At 28.9% G+C, this 18917-nt stretch carries 16 protein-coding genes; 11 read left to right on the top strand and 5 right to left on the bottom strand.

Features of this window, described 5'->3' with window-relative positions:
- Nucleotides 1-63 precede the first annotated feature (63 nt).
- The 4 genes from D3Z07_RS13440 to purH form a co-directional block, all read right to left on the bottom strand.
- On the bottom strand, nt 64-720 hold the full coding sequence (locus tag D3Z07_RS13440) for an NUDIX hydrolase (protein ID WP_076087882.1): 657 nt from the start codon (nt 718-720) through the stop codon (nt 64-66).
- On the bottom strand, nt 720-1988 hold the full coding sequence (gene bioA / locus D3Z07_RS13435; protein ID WP_076087885.1) for an adenosylmethionine--8-amino-7-oxononanoate transaminase: 1269 nt from the start codon (nt 1986-1988) through the stop codon (nt 720-722). The genes D3Z07_RS13440 and bioA overlap by 1 nt, the downstream gene beginning before the upstream one ends.
- A 65-nt stretch (nt 1989-2053) precedes the next feature.
- The gene (locus D3Z07_RS13430; protein ID WP_228144663.1) at nt 2054-4654 is read right to left on the bottom strand and encodes an ABC transporter substrate-binding protein; all 2601 of its coding nucleotides are present in this window, start codon (nt 4652-4654) and stop codon (nt 2054-2056) included.
- A gap of 107 nt (nt 4655-4761) precedes the next feature.
- Nucleotides 4762-6294 (bottom strand): bifunctional phosphoribosylaminoimidazolecarboxamide formyltransferase/IMP cyclohydrolase, encoded by a 1533-nt coding sequence (purH, locus tag D3Z07_RS13425; protein ID WP_076087887.1) that lies wholly within the window; start codon nt 6292-6294, stop codon nt 4762-4764.
- 164 nt (nt 6295-6458) lie between these two features.
- On the opposite strand from purH, the gene D3Z07_RS13420 reads away from it, so the two are divergent.
- The 11 genes from D3Z07_RS13420 to D3Z07_RS13370 all read left to right on the top strand — a co-directional run bounded on the left by D3Z07_RS13420 (nt 6459) and on the right by D3Z07_RS13370 (nt 16650).
- Nucleotides 6459-7286: an ABC transporter permease gene (locus D3Z07_RS13420; protein ID WP_076087889.1), complete on the top strand. Its 828-nt coding sequence runs from the start codon at nt 6459-6461 to the stop codon at nt 7284-7286.
- Between the two features lie 8 nt (nt 7287-7294).
- Nucleotides 7295-7789 carry a nitrous oxide reductase accessory protein NosL gene (locus D3Z07_RS13415; protein ID WP_076087892.1) on the top strand — a complete coding sequence of 165 codons (495 nt, stop codon included), beginning with the start codon at nt 7295-7297 and terminating at the stop codon, nt 7787-7789.
- A gap of 206 nt (nt 7790-7995) precedes the next feature.
- Nucleotides 7996-10593, top strand: a complete 2598-nt coding sequence (nosZ, locus tag D3Z07_RS13410; protein ID WP_076087894.1) for a Sec-dependent nitrous-oxide reductase — start codon at nt 7996-7998, stop codon at nt 10591-10593.
- A gap of 176 nt (nt 10594-10769) precedes the next feature.
- On the top strand, nt 10770-11555 hold the full coding sequence (locus D3Z07_RS13405) for a cytochrome C (RefSeq protein WP_076087896.1): 786 nt from the start codon (nt 10770-10772) through the stop codon (nt 11553-11555).
- 8 nt (nt 11556-11563) lie between these two features.
- Nucleotides 11564-12775 carry a nitrous oxide reductase family maturation protein NosD gene (locus D3Z07_RS13400; RefSeq protein WP_076087898.1) on the top strand — a complete coding sequence of 404 codons (1212 nt, stop codon included), beginning with the start codon at nt 11564-11566 and terminating at the stop codon, nt 12773-12775.
- A 10-nt stretch (nt 12776-12785) separates the two neighbouring features.
- Nucleotides 12786-13529, top strand: coding sequence for a 4Fe-4S dicluster domain-containing protein (locus D3Z07_RS13395; RefSeq protein WP_076087900.1), 744 nt, complete (start codon nt 12786-12788; stop codon nt 13527-13529).
- Complete coding sequence (locus D3Z07_RS13390; protein ID WP_076087902.1) at nt 13526-14131, top strand: c-type cytochrome; 606 nt, start codon at nt 13526-13528, stop codon at nt 14129-14131. Before D3Z07_RS13395 ends, D3Z07_RS13390 begins: the two co-directional genes overlap by 4 nt.
- The gene (locus D3Z07_RS13385) at nt 14128-14622 is read left to right on the top strand and encodes a c-type cytochrome (protein ID WP_076087905.1); all 495 of its coding nucleotides are present in this window, start codon (nt 14128-14130) and stop codon (nt 14620-14622) included. Before D3Z07_RS13390 ends, D3Z07_RS13385 begins: the two co-directional genes overlap by 4 nt.
- Nucleotides 14623-14646: 24 nt before the next feature.
- Nucleotides 14647-15552, top strand: a complete 906-nt coding sequence (locus tag D3Z07_RS13380) for a NapH/MauN family ferredoxin-type protein (RefSeq protein WP_076087907.1) — start codon at nt 14647-14649, stop codon at nt 15550-15552.
- Between the two features lies 1 nt (nt 15553).
- Entirely contained in the window at nt 15554-16192 is a 639-nt protein-coding gene (locus tag D3Z07_RS13375) for an ABC transporter ATP-binding protein (RefSeq protein WP_076087909.1), read from the top strand.
- Nucleotides 16193-16200: 8 nt separating this feature from the next.
- The gene (locus D3Z07_RS13370; RefSeq protein WP_076087912.1) at nt 16201-16650 is read left to right on the top strand and encodes a hypothetical protein; all 450 of its coding nucleotides are present in this window, start codon (nt 16201-16203) and stop codon (nt 16648-16650) included.
- A gap of 46 nt (nt 16651-16696) precedes the next feature.
- Here the strand turns inward: D3Z07_RS13370 and purL are convergent, their stop codons facing one another.
- Nucleotides 16697-18910 carry a phosphoribosylformylglycinamidine synthase subunit PurL gene (gene purL, locus D3Z07_RS13365; protein WP_122894142.1) on the bottom strand — a complete coding sequence of 738 codons (2214 nt, stop codon included), beginning with the start codon at nt 18908-18910 and terminating at the stop codon, nt 16697-16699.
- Nucleotides 18911-18917: the final 7 nt, after the last annotated feature.

The following is an 18917-nucleotide window of genomic DNA, read 5'->3' as shown; positions in this document are numbered from 1 at the left end:
GTGTTATTTAATATTTCAAAGTATATACAAAGAATATTTAGTTACTGTGTAGTCAATCTTGGTTTAATATTTTTCTAATAAGTCATTAATAATTACAGAAGTAATACCCCAAATAATTTCATCTTCATATTTGTAAACCCAAACTTTATGTCTTTTATTTCCCCAAGGTTTTTTATAAGTATCAGGTAAACCTAAATCATCAGCAGGAAAAAGAATCTCTTTTTTCCCTTCTTCATTTATTTTATATGGCTGAATTTCATGTGCTAATGTATATTCAACAGGATCGGTATTTTTAAAAAAAGAAACTGGAATTAGAAGTGTTTTTTCAACCTCATTTTTATCAATTACCATAGTTTTTAGTACGTTTTTTTTTATCTTTGCAACAAAAGGTTCAATTACTGCACCAATTGGTGCTACATATGTGTCAAGTCTTCCTATAATTTTTATATCTTCTGCTTTTATCCCTAGTTCTTCATAAGTTTCTCTAAGTGCTGTATCTTCAAAATTTTTATCAAGTTCTTGTTCAAAACCACCACCAGGAAAACAAATATCACCACCTTGTCTTATATGCGCTGCTCTTTTTTGAAAAAGTAAATAATACTCACCTTTTATTTTAATAAGTGGGATTAAAACTGCTGAATTAAAAAATCTTTTTCGTCCTAATACACCTGGAGTTTTTGGTAAGTTATTTGATAATTTTTTTAAATTTTCTTTTTTCATTATTTTGTCTTTATTTCTTTAATTGCATCAATCATTGTTTTTACTATTTTTCTTAAATCATCTTCTTTTATATTATATGAAACAATTGAATATATAAGTTTCCCAAAAGGCCTAATCCAAACTCCATTTTTAACACAATAATCTTGTATTCTTTGAGCATAAGATTCATCTTTTAATTCTATTACTCCAATTGCACCTATATTTCGTATATCTTTTACTAATTCTAATTGCTTTGCTTTCTCTAATTCATATGTGAAAATTTCTTCAATTTTATCTACATTTTTTTTCCAAGAATTATCTTCTAATAAATTTAAACTCTCAATTGCAACGCTACAAGCTAAAGGATTTCCCATAAAAGTTGGTCCATGCATTAAAATACCTAAGTTTGAATTAGAAATAGTGTCTGATACTTCTTTTGAAGTAATCATAGCAGCCATTGTCATATAACCACCAGTTAAACCTTTTCCAACAGTCATAATATCTGGTTTTATACCTGCCCATTGGCAAGCAAACATTTTTCCAGTATGTCCAAATCCAGTAGCAATTTCATCAGCTATTAATAAAATATCATACTTAGTACATAATTCTCTAGCTTTTTTTAAGAATAATGGATTATAAATTCTCATACCACCTGCACCTTGTACAATTGGTTCTAAAATGAATCCTGCAACTTCCTTTTCATGTTTTATAAAAGTTTCTTCTAGTGCTTTTATTGAAGCAGAACAATCTACATTAAAACCAAGTTCTGGAGCTTTTGTAAAAATATGTTTTGGTAAGTAAGAACCATAAATACTATGCATTGAATTATTAGGATCACAAACACTCATTGCTGCAAGTGTATCTCCATGATAAGCATGTTCTAAAGCAATAAACTTAAATTTCTTCAAGCCTTTTGCTTCTTGATATTGAATAGTAGTTTTTAATGCAACTTCAACAGAAACCGAACCTGAATCACATAAAAATACACTATTTAAACCACTAAGCTTTGCTAACTTTTCACAAAGTATAGAGGCTTTTTCATGAGCAATTCCACCAAACATAATATGAGGCATAATATCAGCTTGTTCTTTTAATGCATTTGTTAATTTAGGATGATTATAACCATGAATACAACTCCACCAAGAACTCATTCCATCAATTAATTCTTCACCATTTTCTAAAAATATTGATGTTTTATCAGTCTTTTTTACAGCAAGCAAGCTACTTTTTGAAGGTAATGCATTATAAGGGTGCCAAACGTGTTGTTTATCTAAATCAATCCAATTCAAAGACGTTCCTATTTTAAATATATATTCTTATATTATAGCTAAAACATATTTGACAAACTTTTAATTTATAAAGGTAAAGTAATTACTGTTTCTAAACCTTTATATTCAATATCATCATAAATATATTTTTTATTATCAGATTCAATTTTACCATTCATATGTTTATCAATAATCTCTTTTGACATATAAAGCCCAATTCCTGTACCTTGAGATTTATGCTTAGTTGTAAAATACGGTTCATATATTTTTTCTAGAATATCTTTTCCTACTCCACCTGCATTATCTTTTATTTTAATTAACACCTCGTTTCCTTCTTTTAAAACATCAATAAATATTAATCTTTTTCCATCTTTTTCATCACAAAATGCATCTCTTGAATTATTTAAAATACTCATTATAACTTGAATTAATTCACTTTCAAATGCTTTTATATCAATTGATTCAATATCCTTAAGTACTTTTATTTTTTTATTTTTTAATTTTGAATTTAATAAATCTAATGTTTTATTACAGCATTCAAATAAAGAAAATTCTGTTTTCTCTTTTGTTGGCTTAAAAAAGTCTCTAAATTCATCAATTGTACTAGATAAACTTGTGGCAGAAAGTATGATAGAATCTAGAGTTTCAATCATAAATTTATCTTCTAAAATATCTAACTCTTTTTTTATTTTTAAGCCACTTGAACCAGTAGTAATTAAAGATAATGGTTGTCTCCATTGATGTGCAATATTTTCCATCATTTCACCAATTGCAGCCATTTTAGATTGTTGAGATAATATCCTATCTTTTTTAAGATTTTCATCAACAGCTTTTTTAATTCTTTGTTCTAATTCATTATTAATTAAAATTAATTCTTTTGTTTTCTCTTCGACTTTTAAACTTAATGATTTATTCATTTGTTTTAATAGTCTTTGTTTGTATAAAATAGCTAGAATAAGAATAGAAAGTACAGCAATTACTTGCCATATAACTGTAAAATCAAACTCTTTTTTATATTCTATTGTTAGCCATTTATTTAGAATACTATTTTTTGTTTCTTCATCTAAATTAATTACTATTTTATTTAATATTTTTTGTAATTGCACATCTTCTTTTTGTATTGCCATTCTAATACGAGTTACGTCATCAATTTTTCCAGAAATTTTTAAATTATCAATAAATTCAGTTTGTAATTTATACCAAGTTGTAGCATTAGTACCGATAAATCCAAAGACTTCTCCATTCTGAACTTTTCTTAATCCTTCATCTAAATCTTTAACAGGAATTATTTGAATATTTTTATATTTATTTTTTACTATTTCTAAAATTGAATAATCTTTAATTATTGCAATTTTCTTCTGTTCTATATCTCTGATATTAGAGATAAAAGGTACAAAGTTTTTAGTAATTAATACATGAGGTACATAAGCATAAGTTTGCGTAAAATTGAGTAATTCTTCTCTATATTTAGTTTTACTTAAAGCAGGTATTACTTCACATTTTTTATCTTTAATAAATTCTATACTCTCTTCAAAAGAGTTAGTCGCAACACTAAAAACAGGTAAACCTATTTTCTCTTCTATTAATTTCATATAATCAGAAATAAGACCTTCTATCTTATTATCTTTAAAATTACTATATGGCATAAAATTTTTAACTGCACATATTCTTATTTCTTTTTTATCTGCTAAATACTTTTTTTCTTTTTCTGTAAACTTTAAGTTCTCTATTTTTTTATCATAATAAACAAAATCATCAATATCAATTGCTTCTGTAGTTAATCCCATTACATTATATAAGTCATATATTCTTTGTATTTTTTCTTTTTTTACTTCTCCTAAATGACTAGTTTTAAAATATGCTAATTTTTTTAGCTCTCTTGCTTCATAAAGTAAGGCTTCTTTACTTAAATTTGAAACATTATATTTTTCAATAATTAAATCTGCAGCCTCATCCATATTTGAAAAAGCGTAGTTCCACCCTTTTATAGAAGCTTTTTTAAAGTTATCTACAGTTTCAATATCATCATTTATTAATTTTTCGCTTGTAAATAAAAAATCACTATACATATCAAAACCATACATTTTAGGGTCAAAAACATTATATTCAATTCCTTTTTGTTTTAAATCAAAAGGAGATTTCGATAAATATGCTGAAATAACATCTGTTTTTTTATTAATTAAATCATTAATATCATGAGTGTGTTTTATAAAATTCAAATCATCAAATTTAATACTATTAGAGCTAATCATAGATTTTAATGATACTTCACTAGCATCATCAATTGTAGTCATGATAGTTTTACCTTTAAAATCTTCTACTACCTCTATTTTCGATTCTTTTGTAGTTAATAAAACTAAAGGTGTAGCTTGGAAAAGGGCATAAAGAGCAACAATTTTTTGTTTACTTGTTCTTTCTAATAATAAAGTTTCTCTACCTACAGCAAAATCAAGATTACCTAAGCTTACTTCTTTTGGAATATTAATTCCAAATTCAAAAGGTTTTATTGTTACATCAAGGCCCAAATCTTCATAAAAACCTTTTTCTTTTGCTATATAGTAACCCGCAAATTGAAACTGGTTAAACCAAGAAAGTTGAATAGTAACAGGTTTTAAATCTTTTGCAAGTAAAGTAAATGGTAAAAATATAGTAATGATAAATAAAGATTTTAGGTAATTTATAAACAAGTATAATCCTTTATAGTGAGTTTATACTTTAGCATTTGTTATATTTATTTATATTTAAAATATAGCAGATATCTTAAAATTATTTAAGATATCTTTTTTTGTATTTGTTAGTGTAAGAAGTGTCTTTTCCCTGAGAAGTATAAAGCCATACCAAATTCATTAGCAGCTTCAATAATTTCGTCATCTCTAATTGAACCACCTGGTTCAATTACACATTTAACACCAGCTTCTTGCGCTGCATCAATACTATCTCTAAATGGGAAAAAAGCTTCAGATGCTAATACAGAACCAGATACATCAATACCTAAGTCTTCTGCTTTTCTTAAAGCAGCTTTTGCAGCATCAACTCTTGAAGTCATACCCATACCAACAGCAACCATTGCAGAATCTTTTACATATACAACACAGTTAGATTTAGTTAATGAAGCTACTTTATAAGCAATTTCCATATCTTTTTGTTCTTGTTCTGTTGCCGTTCTAGTTGATTTTAACTCAGAATTTTTAACTTCATCATCTTCAACTTTGTCAGCATCTTGATATACAAACCCACCATCAACAATTTTAAAGTTAAAAGCATCATTTGCCATTTCTAATTTTGCTGTACCTTGTTTAAATAATTTGATTCTTTTCTTTTTATTTAACTCTGCTTCAGCTTCTGCTGTAAAATCAGCTGCAAACACAACTTCTAAGAAAATCTCATTCATTTTAATGGCTAAGTCTAAATCAACTACACCATTAACAGCAACAACTCCACCAAATGCAGAAATTGGGTCACATCTAAGTGCTTGCTCATAAGATTCTAATAGAGTATCTTTAATAGCAAAACCACATGGATTACCATGTTTTACAATACAAACAGCATTGTCATCACCAAAAGCAGATGCAATTTTTGATGCACCTGAGATATCACCCATATTATTAAATGATGCTTCACCTTTTAGAGTGATAAATTTATTTGATAAGTGATTATCAAATTCGTATAATGCACCTTTTTGATGTGGGTTTTCACCATATCTAGTATCAAATACTTTAACACCCGTGATAAATTGTTTAGCACCCATACCGTTATTAAATCTTTTGTTCATATAATTTGCAATCATTGAATCATATGCAGCAGTATGCTCATATGCTTTAATCATCATATCACGTCTGAATTCAGCAGTGTTAGTGTCATTTTTAAGATTGTTTAAAACTACATCATAATCAATAACATCAGTAACAATAATTACAGAGTCATGGTTTTTAGCAGCTGATCTAACCATTGCTGGTCCACCAATATCAATGTTTTCGATAATCTCTTCAAAATCATCAGTTTTTTCAATTGTTGCTTTAAATGGATAAAGATTTACACATACTAAATCAATACCTTCAACACCTAATTCTTTTGCTTGGTCTAAATGTGATTGCTTATCACGTCTGTGTAAAATTCCACCATGAATATATGGATTTAAAGTTTTAACTCTTCCTTCAAAACACTCTGGAAACTTTGTAACTTCATTTGCTTCAATTACAGCAATACCAGCTTCTTTTAACTTATTATATGTTCCACCAGTTGAAATAATTTCATACCCAAGTGTTACTAATTCTTTTGCAAAATTTTCAACACCACTTTTATCACTTACACTAATTAATGCTCTCATTTACATCTATCCCTTTGATATATTTTAAATACTTATCTTTGTTGATGCGATTATATAAAATAATTAGTTAGTACTAGCTTTTACAATAAACTATTGCTATTGATATATATCAACATTATTAATTATTGTTCTATGTTAAAATCTTTTTTAAGAAAAAGGTTAACATGAAAAATTTATCACTTATCGCATATTTAGATTTAAAAGAGTCCTTACGAGCAAAATGGTTTGTAGTTTATTCTTTAGTATTTGGTGGAATGATTGCACTGTTTTTTATAGCAGGTGTAACACAATCACAGGTTATGGGTTTTAGTGGATTAAGCAGATTATTACTTATGTATATTCAAGTTACTATTGTAATACTCCCTATTTTTATTCTAATAACAACTGTAAGGTCTATTTCAGGAGATAGAGATAATCATATCTTAGAATATATGTTATCTTTTCCAATTTCCTTAAAACAATATTATTGGGGTAAGATTTTAGGTAGGTTTATTACTGTTTTTTTACCAGTATTTTTTGCAATGCTTATTGCAATTATCTATGGAGCATTAATTGGAGCTTCAATTCCTTGGGAAATATTCTTTTTATATACAGGTTTATTGTTTGCATTATCTTCTGCTTTTCTAGGAATTGCATTTTTTATATCCTCTTTCGTTAAATCAAGTGAAGTAGCACTTGGGATTTCATTTTTTATTTGGATATTTTTACTTGCATTTATTGATATAGCTTTAATATCTTTAATGATGCAAAACAGATTTGAAGAGTCAATGATAATTGCAATTGCACTAGCTAATCCTATGGAAATATTTAGAGTTGCTGCAATTTCACTTTTTGATCCTGAATTAACTGTTATGGGACCTGTTGCTTTTTATATCTTAGATACATTTAAGCAGTCGACATTTGTTTTATTTTCTATTCTTTATCCTATATTATTAGGAATTGGTTTTGCAATGTTAGGATTTAGAATATTTTCAAAAAAAGATTTAGTATAAGGGAAACTATGAAGAAAAAACTATTAAAAACATTATTAATATCAAGCATACTACTTACAAGTTCAAGTTTTGCAAGTGATAAACTTACAATTAACTTTACAAAAGAAACAAGTGGTGAAATAAGAAAATTAAAAATATATAAAAATCCTGCTTGGGCATCAAAAATTAATTTTTCAAATAAAAAGGAAGCTTTTTTCAGCTCTCCTAAATCTATGTTTGAGTTTTATTTTAATAAAAATAAATGGAAAAAATTTAATGTAAAAACAGTTGATGATATGGAAGATATACTTGTTACTGATTTTAAATCACATAAAATAATTGATGCAAAAAAAGCATATTTTATATATGGTTCAAATAAAATATCACCTGCCGGTGATGATTTAGTTTCATTTAGTAGCATTGAAGATGCCAAAAACTTTAAAGTTTCAAATAATGGAAGAAGAATATTTAGGTTTAGTGAAGTCTCAAATGCACTAATTAGACTTCTAAATGGTAGAATATAAACTTTAGTTTCTTACTAAAGGTTATATTTTGTTACTCTTTGAAACATTAAATTTATAAATTTCTTTCTAAATTTATAAAAATTAACACTTAATTAACACTTTCTTGACCTATATCATTTTTCAAAACAACTCTTACAGTTAAAATTAGTAAAGATTTTTAATAGAAATTATTAAAGAACCTAATACACATGGAAAGGAGTTTTAAGATGAAACCAATGCTTAGTAAAATTTCTTCTTTACTTATAGGTTCAGCTTTAGCTGTAACTGCAATTAATGCAGCTGAGGGTGAACTTTCAAAAGTAATGAAAGATAGAGGTTTATCAGAACAAGATGTTATTCGTGCAGCGAAAACATATAATCCAACAGGGGTTAAAGATAAATATGTAATTTTTTCTTCAGGTGGACAAAGTGGACAAGTAATTGTTTATGGTGTTCCTTCAATGAGGATTTTAAAATATATTGGTGTATTTACACCTGAACCTTGGCAAGGATATGGTTATGATAAAGATTCATTAGCTGTATTAAGACAAGGAAACATAAGAGGTAGAGAAATCAATTGGGGAGATACTCATCACCCTGCACTTTCAGAAATTGATGGAAAATATGATGGTAAATGGTTAGCTATTAATGATAAAGCTAATCCAAGAATTGCTGTAATTGACTTAGAAGATTTTGAAACAAAACAGATAGTTCCTAATCCTGTTTTTAAATCAAATCATGGAGGAGCATTCTTTACTCCAAATTCTGAATATATTATTGAAGCATCGCAATACGCAGCACCTTATGATAACAACTACCATGCAATAGATGACTATAAAGAGTCATATAGAGGTGGTGTTACAATGTGGAAATTCGACCATAAGATTGGTAGAATTAAACCAAAAGATTCTTATACAATCGAAATGCCTCCTTACCATCAAGATTTATCTGATGCTGGTAAAGGTATTAGTTACGGTTGGGGATTTACAAACTCTTTTAATACAGAAATGTATACAGGTGGGATTGAAGTAGGTAATCCACCAAATGAAGCGGGTATGTCTAGAAATGATACAGACTTCTTACATGTGTATAACTGGCAAAAACTAGCAGAAGTTGCTAAAGATCCAAAAAATGTAAAAGTAGTAAATGGACATAATATTATTCCTATGGATATTGCAGTTAAAAATGATGCCTTATTTTTAATTCCTGAACCAAAATCACCGCATGGTGTTGATGTTGATCCAACAGGTCAATATTTAATTGTATGTGGGAAATTAGATACTCATGCATCAGTTTATGATTTCACAAAAATTAAAAAACAAATTGATAACAAAGAATATATTGGTAAAGATCCATATGGTATTCCAATCTTAGATATGAAAAAATCTTTACATGGACAAGCTGAATTAGGACTTGGCCCTTTACATAATCAATATTCGCCAGTAGATGGAGAAGTGTATACTTCATTATATGTTGATTCACAAGTTGTTAAATGGAATTTTAAAGATTTAAAAGTTTTAGATAAAGAGAATGTTCACTACAACATTGGTCACTTAGCAGGTATGGAAGGTAAAACTGCTGATCCTCAAGGTGAGTACATCATTGCACTTAATAAACTTGCAATTGATAGATTCCAAAATGTTGGTCCTTTACATCCACAAAATCACCAGTTAATTGATATTTCTGGGAAAACAATGGATTTACTTGTAGATATGCCTTTACCTTTAGGTGAACCACATCAAGCAGTTGGTATTAGAGCAGAAAAACTACACCCACATGTAAGATATAAAATGGGTACAAATAGTAAAACTGGTAAACAACATATTGGTAAAACATTAGCAGGTCAAGAAAGAATTGAAAGAGATGGAAACCATGTAACAGTTTACTCTACATTAGTAAGATCACATATTAACCCAGAAAGAGTTACAGTTAATAAAGGCGATTTAGTTACTTTCCATATGACAAATCTAGAACGAGCTCAAGATGAAACACATGGATTTACAATTGGTGGCTTTGATCAACATGCATCATTAGAACCAGGTGAAACTACAACAATGGAATTTGTTGCAGATATTGAGGGTGTTTTCCCTTACTATTGTACAGAATTTTGTTCTGCACTTCACTTAGAAATGATGGGATATATGATGGTTAAAGATCCTAACAAAAAATATGTAAGTGCTCAAAAAATGAAAATGAAAACTATGAGTCCAGAAGAATTAAAAGCTGAATATGATAAAGCTGTTGCAGTAAATGCAGCAACAGATACAGTTATCCAATCAGTAGTTAAATTCCTAAAAGATAATAAATTTGGTGATCATAAAATTGTTGCTGATTTAGTTACAGATGCTTTTGACCAATATGGACAAATTCCTGCTGAAAAGAAAAAATCTGATGAAGCAGTTAAAGCTGGAAATATGGAAAAAGCTGTTTTACATGAAGGTATGATTTGGCAATTAATGGTTAAAACTGCTGATGTTGGTATTAGAGCAAAAGATACATTAGTTACAAAAATTGCAACTGAACAAAGTGCCGCAGCAGCAAGAGGTGCAACTGCATTTGCTGAAGGTGGTTGTAATGGTTGTCACGTAATTGGAAAAGTTTCTTCAGGTCCTGATTTAACAGGAGTTTTACAAAGACATGAAAATGGTGAGACATGGGTTAGTAAATTTATTATGGATCCAGAAAGTATGTATGAAGATCCATACATTGAAGGAATGATTGATTATTTCAAAATGAAAATGCCTAATCAAAATATGAGTGAAAAAGAAACAAAAGATATTATTGAATACTTAAAATGGATTGATGAAAATGCAAACCTTTTCTAGGATTTCAACTTATTAGAGTGATTAAAAAGGAAGAATTATCATATTCTTCCTTTTTTTATTGATAAGTATCAATACCAAAAATTTACATTTACGATAATCTATATTTATACTTAGTTCTAATTTATGATTTATAAATATAGCTTATATATTAGAACTTAAAAAGAAAGGATAATCAAATGCATCCAAGTTTTATAAAAGCAAAAATATTTGCTAGTCTTGCTCTTATTATTATGACTATTTCATTTACATTTCCAATGATAGCTTTTCACGGAACATTAAACAAAATACATGATGAAAAAATAGATGAGATATCACCAATGGCAATAAAGATATGGAACCTTTACAATCAAGGTAAATACAAAAGTACAACAACTCCAAAAGAAGCTCATAATGATTTATTAAAAATGATTGATACATCTTCAGAAATAGGTGTAGCTTCTCTTCCTATTTGGTCTTGTTCATTAGAAGCCCCAAACTATCCTAAGAAAGCATTTCCAGAAGGTATTCCTGTATATTTCCACTTTGATGGTTTTTCAGGTGAAGTTCATGAAATGAATACAATTAATCACTATGTTGGAATGGATCCAATGTGGAGAGGTGGCCAATTTGAACGAGAAATTGGTATTTATGCGCTTTTAGGATTATCATTATTAATGATATTCTTTATTATTTATGACAAAAAGATTTTAACAAAAATCATGATAATTCCAGCAGCACTACCATTACTTTTTATAGCTGATTACTCATATTGGTTATATTGGTTTGGTCACAATCTTCATGATTGGGGTGCATTTAAAATTAAACCTTTTATGCCTACTGTTTTTGGTGATGGGAAAATTGCACAGTTTACAACACATTCTTATCCTAGTATTGGGTTTTATCTTTTACTTGCAATTGGTATTTTTAGTCTTTTAGCAATTTTAGCTAAAAACAAAGCTATAAGAGAAACAGATAATAACTAAGGTTTTTTATGTATAAAATAATTCTAACTCTATGTCTATTATCATTTAATTTCCTAATAGCAGGTATTTTGCAAGATGCTATAGATAAAGCAGCAGAAGGCTCAATACTAAAGTTACCTAAGGGAGTTTATAATGGTTCAATTATTATTAATAAACCTATTTCAATTATAGGAAAAGAAGACGGAGTTATTATAAATGGTGAAGGTACAGGCACAGTAGTTGAAATAAAAAGCCCTTATGTGACATTAAAAAATCTAACAATTGTTAATAGTGGAAATAGACACGATAAAATTGATGCAGCAATCAAATTATCAAACTCTAAACAATCAGAAATTTCAAATTGTATTATAAAAGATTCACTATTTGGAATAGATGTTGCAATGACAAATAATTCTATTATTTCAAATAACTACATTACTTCAAAAGATCTAGAATTAGGTTTAAGAGGTGATGGATTAAGACTTTGGTATTCAAATGACAATATTGTAAAAAATAATAAAGTTATTAAATCAAGAGATATGGTAGTCTGGTATTCTCATGGTAATGACATTTCTGATAATTTTGGAGAATATAATAGATACTCACTTCATTTTATGTATGCAGGTAAAAATTTTGTTAGAAATAATACTTATCAATACAATTCAGTTGGGATTTTCTTTATGTATAGTAAAGACACAATTGCAACAGGAAATATAATAAAGAGTTCTTTAGGAGCAACGGGAATGGGTATTGGCTTAAAAGATGTATCAAATTTTACATTAAAAGATAATACAGTTATTTACAATGCACAAGGTATTTATATAGATAGATCGCCATTTGAACCTGATTCTAAAAACTGGGTTGAAAATAACAAAATTCTATATAACTCAGAAGCTATACATTTTCACTCACTTAGTGAAAATAATGTAATTAAAGGAAATACTATCTTAGGTAATATCGAAGATATTATCAATGATAGTAGAGGTGCAAAAACAGATGAGAATGATATAGAGGGTAATTACTGGGATAACTATGAAGGTTTTGATAAAAATGCAGATAATATAGGAGATACTCCCCATAAAGTCTATCAATATGCAGACCAACTTTGGATGTATAATAAAGACGTAAAGTTTTTTTATGGTTCACCTGTAATTACACTATTAAATTTTTTAGCAAAACTAGCACCTTTTTCACAGCCTGCATTTTTAATGCAAGACCCAAAACCAAAATTAAAGATGTAAGGATTTAATTATGGCAGAAATAAAAAAAGACAGAAGAGATTTTATTAAGTTTTCTACTTTAGGAATATTAGGAGTTGCACTAGGTGGAGGAATTATAATAAGCCCCTACGCATTAGAAGCACAAATGAAACTAAGACCACCTGGTGCAGTTTCAGAAAAAGAGTTTTTAGCTCTTTGTATTAAATGTGGTCAATGTTTACAAGTATGTCCATATCATTCAATTAAGCTTGCTGATATGGCAAAAGGGCATGGTGTTGGTACTCCGTATATAGATGCTTTAGAGCGTGGTTGTTATGCTTGTACAGCAGTACCTTGTGTGTTAGCATGTCCAAGTGGTGCACTTGACCATAGTTGTGAAAAACCTGAAGATATAAAAATGGGAATTGCCGTATTAGAATTTCCCAATAAATGTATCGCAATTACAAATACACCTGTTCCAAAAGGTCATAGTAAAAAGATTCATGATTTTACAAATAGCCAAAGAAATGTAACCCAACTTGAAAAAGATATGCTAGAAAAGCTAGATGGGTTTGAAGGCAAACAATGTACTATTTGTGCAGATATGTGTCCAATACCTAATCCACTAAGTGCTATTTCTATGATAGGCAGTGGTAATGGAAAGAAACCTGAAGTTTATGAAGGATGCATTGGATGTGGAGTTTGTGAAGAGTTATGTCCAGCAAATGAGCCTGCTATTGTAGTCAAACCTAGATTAACTTATGAAGATTATTATGTTAAAGGAATAAAAGCGTGATTAAAAAAATACTATTTACTACAGCCATTATTATACTTATTTTAGGTTGTTCAGAAAAAAAAGAAGAAGAAAAAGAGACTTCAAATAAAAAAGAAGCAATAGCACAAACACCATTGAAAATTGAAGTTGAAGAAAATAAAAATATTAAAGAAATAAAAGTTGAAGAAAAGAAACAAGAAAACAATAAAAATGAAACTTATTACTTTAATTATAATGGTGTAAAGACAGCTTACGACCCAAATTCAAAACCTGCAAATGAAGATGCAAAAATAAGAGTTAAACCAAGAACTGAACTAGATGCGAATATGCATGTTAGAAGTCCTTATGAAAAGATAAAAGTTTCACTTTTAGTAAAAAGTCTTAGTAAAGATTTTATCGTAAAATGTTCAGCTTGTCACAACGATTATGCAAATGGAATAATAGGACCTTCATTATTAGAAAAAGACGCAGATTCAATTTTTCAAAGCATTAGTAAATTTAAAAATGATAAAAATGCAAATGTGCTAATGACAGGATTAGTTAATCAAATGTCAAAGGAAGAGATTAGAAAAATAGCAGATGAAATTTATGAATTTAACAAACAAATTAGGGAGTTAAAATGAAAAATATAATAGCCGTAATTTCAACAATAATAGTTTTAGGACTAATGGCCTATACATATACTAATGGAAGAGCTTTTCAAGGTGGAGAAGCTGGAAAAATTATTGAAGATATGAAATATTTAGATAATAATTCAGTAAAAGCATCACTTCCAAAAGAAAATGAAAATATTGAAGAAGACAAAATTAAGGCCTTAAGAGATAAAGCTGGGAGTAATTCAATGTTTACAGTAAGTAATAACTATAAAAGTAAATGTGCTTCATGTCATGGGCGTGATGGCTCAGGATTACAAAATGGCAAGAAGTTGATGGGTCCAAAACTTATTGGACAATCTGAAGAAACGTTATACAAAGATTTAGTTGATTTTAAAGCAGGTAGAAAAGAGAATCTTATTATGAAAGGTTTACTAATAAACTTATCAGAGGAAGATTTAAAAGAGTATGCAAAAGAAATCTCTCAATTCAAAGCAAGAAGAGATGCTTTAGAAAAATAGCAATTTGCTGTTAGGAAATTAAAAATGGATAAATGGAATACAAGAGCAACAATAAAAAATACAACATTCTTCTCAACATTTTTTGATAAAACAAAAGAAGGAAAAACATTTCTCTCATATAGAATGAAAAGATGGATTGTAGTTATATCAATTCATTTATTGTTTTTCTTATCATTTGCAATAGATATACAAGCTTTAGAAGGAACACTCAATGGTTCAAGGTTTTTAGGATTTCATTTAATTGATCCTTTTACAACTATACAAGTTTTTTTATCTACTTATCATATGCCTATAAATGTAATTATAGGGACGTCTACAATTGTACTTTTTTACATTTTTATAGGAGGAAAGACTTATTGTTCATGGGTTTGTCCTTATGGAATTATTAGTGAGATTGGCGAAAAAATTCATAATACTTTAATAAATAAGAAGATAATTAAAGAAAGAAAATTTGATCATAGAATTAGACATGTTTTTTGGTTTATGTTTTTGATTATGGCAGCTACAAGTGGTTATTTAGTATTTGAAACTTTTAATGTTGTAGGAATATTAAGTAGATTTATTACTTATGGTTGGTCTTTAGCTTTAGGCTGGGTATTAGTAGTATTTTTAATTGAAGTATTTTTCTCTCGTCGTGCTTGGTGTACATATGTATGTCCAATTGGAACAACTTATGGCTATATTGGAAAAGTAAGTGCACTTAGAGTTCAATGGAATGATAATTGTGACCATTGTATGGTTTGTCATGATGTATGCTTTGAAAATCAAGTATTAGATTTAACAAAAGCAAAATATGATAAACAAAGAGAAGAAAAAGGTATAAAAACTCAATATGTAACAGGTGCTGATTGTACTTTATGTGGTAGATGTATCGATGTATGTCATGCAGATGCATTAAAATTCGATTTTAGATTAAAAGGTTTAGTATAAAATGATAAAAGTTTCAAATCTAACAAAAAAGTTTGCATCTCATATTTCATTAGATGATGTAAGTATTGAATTTAATAAAAATGAATATATAGCATTAATGGGACCAAATGGTGCAGGTAAAACTACACTTATTAGATCTATTTTAGGATACTATCATCCAAATTCAGGGAATGTATCAATAAATGGTATGGACCCAATTAAACAAAGAATTGAAGTATTAGACAAAATTTCTTTTGTGCCTCAACTTCCACCTCCAATTAAATTAAATCTTAATGAATTAATTCAGTATATAGAAGCTAGTTCAAACGTTGATAAAGAATTAATTATGCATTATGCAAATGAGATGAAATTAGATTTAAAAGCAAACTTAAATAAATCATTTTTTAAACTATCAGGTGGAATGAAACAAAAAATGTTAATTGCAATTTCCCTTGCTAAAAAAAGCAATATTATAATTTACGATGAACCAACGGCAAACTTAGATCCAGTAGCACGTGATGATTTTTATAGACTTTTAAAACAAAATGAAGATGAAAAGATTCTTCTTTTTGTAACTCATAGGCTTGATGAAGTTAAAGAAATTGTAAATAGACAGATATATATGGACTTAGGGAAAATTGTATCTGATGAAATTGTATAGGAACCAATATGAATAAAAAATTATTAAAAGCTTTGTTTATCTTTACTCTTTTACTCTCATTAACTTCTTGTGAAAAAAAAGTTCATACAGGCGTACATGAAATTCATTGGGATAGAGATATGTGTGCTAGATGTATAATGGTTGTAAGTGATAGAAATCAAACGGTTCAAATAGAAAATCCAAACACATCTGAACACCATGTCTTTGATGATATTGGTTGTACTATATTATGGTTTAAAGACCAAGATATAAAATGGAAAGATCAAGCAATTATTTGGATAAATGATATTAAAACATCAAAATGGATAAATGCAAGAACAGCTTTTTATGACACTATGAACGTAACACCAATGGCATATGGTTTTGGAGCTCATGAAAGTAAAGATACAATTCAAGAAGGTCTAGAAATTATTGATTTTGAAGAAGTTGAAAAAAGAGTATTAAAAATAGGAAGATAAAAGTAGTAGCATACTTAAAATGCTACTACTTTAAAAGAGATTAGAACTATAAATCTTGTTCAATTACTCTTTTAAATTTATTAAAGTAAGTATCAGATGCAGCATCCAACTCTTTATAAATATCATTGATAGAAATTTTATCACCTTGCACTAAACCAAGTCTAGAGCAATCAATATTTTTACTATCAGCTAATTTTTCAAATGCTGCGCAGTTTTCAGGTTTTACTTCAACAATAGCTCTACTTAAAGATTCAGAGAAAATATCTTTTGAATCATCTAAAGAAATACTAGCTTCAACTCCAAGTTTTCCAACTACTGCCATTTTAGCTAATGCAATTGCAATACCACCAACATTAACATCTTTTGCAGCTTCTAATAATGAAGATTTATTTGCTTCAATTACTGTATCCCAAAGTTTTAATTCATTTGTATAATTTACTTCAGGATGAGAACCAGCTACTACTGAATACATTTTTTTCATATATAAAGATCCACCAAACTCAGATTTAGTATCTCCTAAAATATATAAAACATTTCCTTCATTTTGAACACAAGAAGGTAAAACTTTGTTTGCATCATCATTAACACCAACCATTGCAATTGAAGGAGTTGGGAAAACACCAACACCATTTGTTTCATTGTATAATGAAACATTTCCACCAATTACTGGAGTATCAAGCTCTTTACAAGCTGTTTTAATTCCTTCACAAGAAGCAGCAAATTGCCACATTACTTCAGGATTTTCTGGATTACCAAAGTTAAGACAATCTGTAATTGCTTTTGGTGTTGCACCACTCATAGCTACATTTCTTCCTGATTCCATAACAGCTGCTGCTGCTCCTAATTCAGGGTCAATATAACATAATCTTGTATTACAATCAGCAGACATAGCTAAAGCTTTACCTGTTTCTTTAATTCTAATAGATGAACCATCTAACGAACCAGGTCCTTTGATTGTATTTGTTTGAACCATTGAATCATATTGAGAATAAACCCAAGACTTGTCAACTACTTCCATATCAGAGAATAAATCATCAAATGCAGCTTGATTTGAAATTTCTCTATCAAGTTTAATTTCATCAAGTCCATCTAAATATGCTGGTTTTGCAACTGGTCTATCTAAAATAGGAGCTTGTTCAGATACTGGTTGAACTGGAACTTCTGCACATTTTTCACCATGCCAGAATAATTCCATATTTCCAGTATTTGTAACTTCACCAATTACAGCAACATCTAATTCCCATTTTTCAAAAATATCAATAATAGCTTGTTCGCTACCTTTTTTTGCACAAATAAGCATTCTCTCTTGAGATTCAGAAAGCATAAAATCATAAGGAGTCATTCCTTCTTCACGTGCTGGAACTTTATCTAAATGCATAATCATTCCAGATTCACTTCTTCCTGCCATTTCAAATGAAGATGAAGTAAGTCCAGCAGCACCCATATCTTGAATACCAATAATTAAATCAGCTTTAAATAATTCTAAACAAGCTTCTAAAAGAAGTTTTTCAGTAAAAGGATCACCAACTTGAACAGTTGGTCTTTTTGATTCATTATCTTCTGTAAATGATGCAGAACTCATAACAGCTCCACCTAATCCATCACGACCTGTTTTTGAACCTACATACATAACTGGATTTCCAACACCTTCTGCAAGACCTAAGAAAATCTCATCAGCTTTTGCAAGTCCTAAAGTAAAGGCATTTACAAGATTATTTCCAGCATAACACTCTTCAAATGTAGTTTCACCACCAATAGTAGGAACTCCCATACAGTTACCGTATCCACCAATACCAGAAACAACACCTCTTAATAAAAATCTATGTTTTTGTGCAATTTCTGAATCACCTTCAATTCCAGCAAATCTAATTGAGTTCATATTAGCAATAGGACGTGCACCCATTGTAAATACATCTCTTAAAATTCCACCAACACCAGTTGCAGCACCTTGGTAAGGTTCAATAAACGAAGGATGATTATGTGATTCCATTTTAAACACAGCAGCATAGCCATCACCAATGTCAATAACACCAGCATTTTCACCTGGACCTTGAATAACCCATGGGGCTTTAGTTGGGAAACCATTTAAGTATTTTTTACTTGATTTATACGAACAATGCTCGCTCCACATAGCAGAGAAGATACCAATTTCTACATAGTTTGGTTCTCTTCCTAAAATTTCTTTGATATTATCTAATTCTTCAAGTGTTAAAGAGTGAGCAAGTGCTAACTCTTCTAAATTCATGTCTTTGTTTTGCATCTTTAGC

It is taken from the genome of Arcobacter peruensis (assembly GCF_003711085.1).
Lineage (GTDB): Bacteria > Campylobacterota > Campylobacteria > Campylobacterales > Arcobacteraceae > Poseidonibacter > Poseidonibacter parvus.
The sequence above is the reverse complement of the archived record's forward strand: the minus strand, read 5'-3'. Positions and strand labels throughout refer to the sequence as shown.

What these genes read in the sequence shown, in the direction of transcription:
- D3Z07_RS13440 (WP_076087882.1), bottom strand. Translation starts at nt 720, where the DNA reads ATGAAAAAAGAAAATTTAAAAAAATTATCAAATAACTTACCAAAAACT.
- purH (WP_076087887.1), bottom strand. Translation starts at nt 6,294, where the DNA reads ATGAGAGCATTAATTAGTGTAAGTGATAAAAGTGGTGTTGAAAATTTT.
- D3Z07_RS13420 (WP_076087889.1), top strand. Translation starts at nt 6,459, where the DNA reads ATGAAAAATTTATCACTTATCGCATATTTAGATTTAAAAGAGTCCTTA.
- D3Z07_RS13415 (WP_076087892.1), top strand. Translation starts at nt 7,295, where the DNA reads ATGAAGAAAAAACTATTAAAAACATTATTAATATCAAGCATACTACTT.
- nosZ (WP_076087894.1), top strand. Translation starts at nt 7,996, where the DNA reads ATGAAACCAATGCTTAGTAAAATTTCTTCTTTACTTATAGGTTCAGCT.
- D3Z07_RS13405 (WP_076087896.1), top strand. Translation starts at nt 10,770, where the DNA reads ATGCATCCAAGTTTTATAAAAGCAAAAATATTTGCTAGTCTTGCTCTT.
- D3Z07_RS13400 (WP_076087898.1), top strand. Translation starts at nt 11,564, where the DNA reads ATGTATAAAATAATTCTAACTCTATGTCTATTATCATTTAATTTCCTA.
- D3Z07_RS13395 (WP_076087900.1), top strand. Translation starts at nt 12,786, where the DNA reads ATGGCAGAAATAAAAAAAGACAGAAGAGATTTTATTAAGTTTTCTACT.
- D3Z07_RS13385 (WP_076087905.1), top strand. Translation starts at nt 14,128, where the DNA reads ATGAAAAATATAATAGCCGTAATTTCAACAATAATAGTTTTAGGACTA.
- D3Z07_RS13380 (WP_076087907.1), top strand. Translation starts at nt 14,647, where the DNA reads ATGGATAAATGGAATACAAGAGCAACAATAAAAAATACAACATTCTTC.
- D3Z07_RS13375 (WP_076087909.1), top strand. Translation starts at nt 15,554, where the DNA reads ATGATAAAAGTTTCAAATCTAACAAAAAAGTTTGCATCTCATATTTCA.
- D3Z07_RS13370 (WP_076087912.1), top strand. Translation starts at nt 16,201, where the DNA reads ATGAATAAAAAATTATTAAAAGCTTTGTTTATCTTTACTCTTTTACTC.
- purL (WP_122894142.1), bottom strand. Translation starts at nt 18,910, where the DNA reads ATGCAAAACAAAGACATGAATTTAGAAGAGTTAGCACTTGCTCACTCT.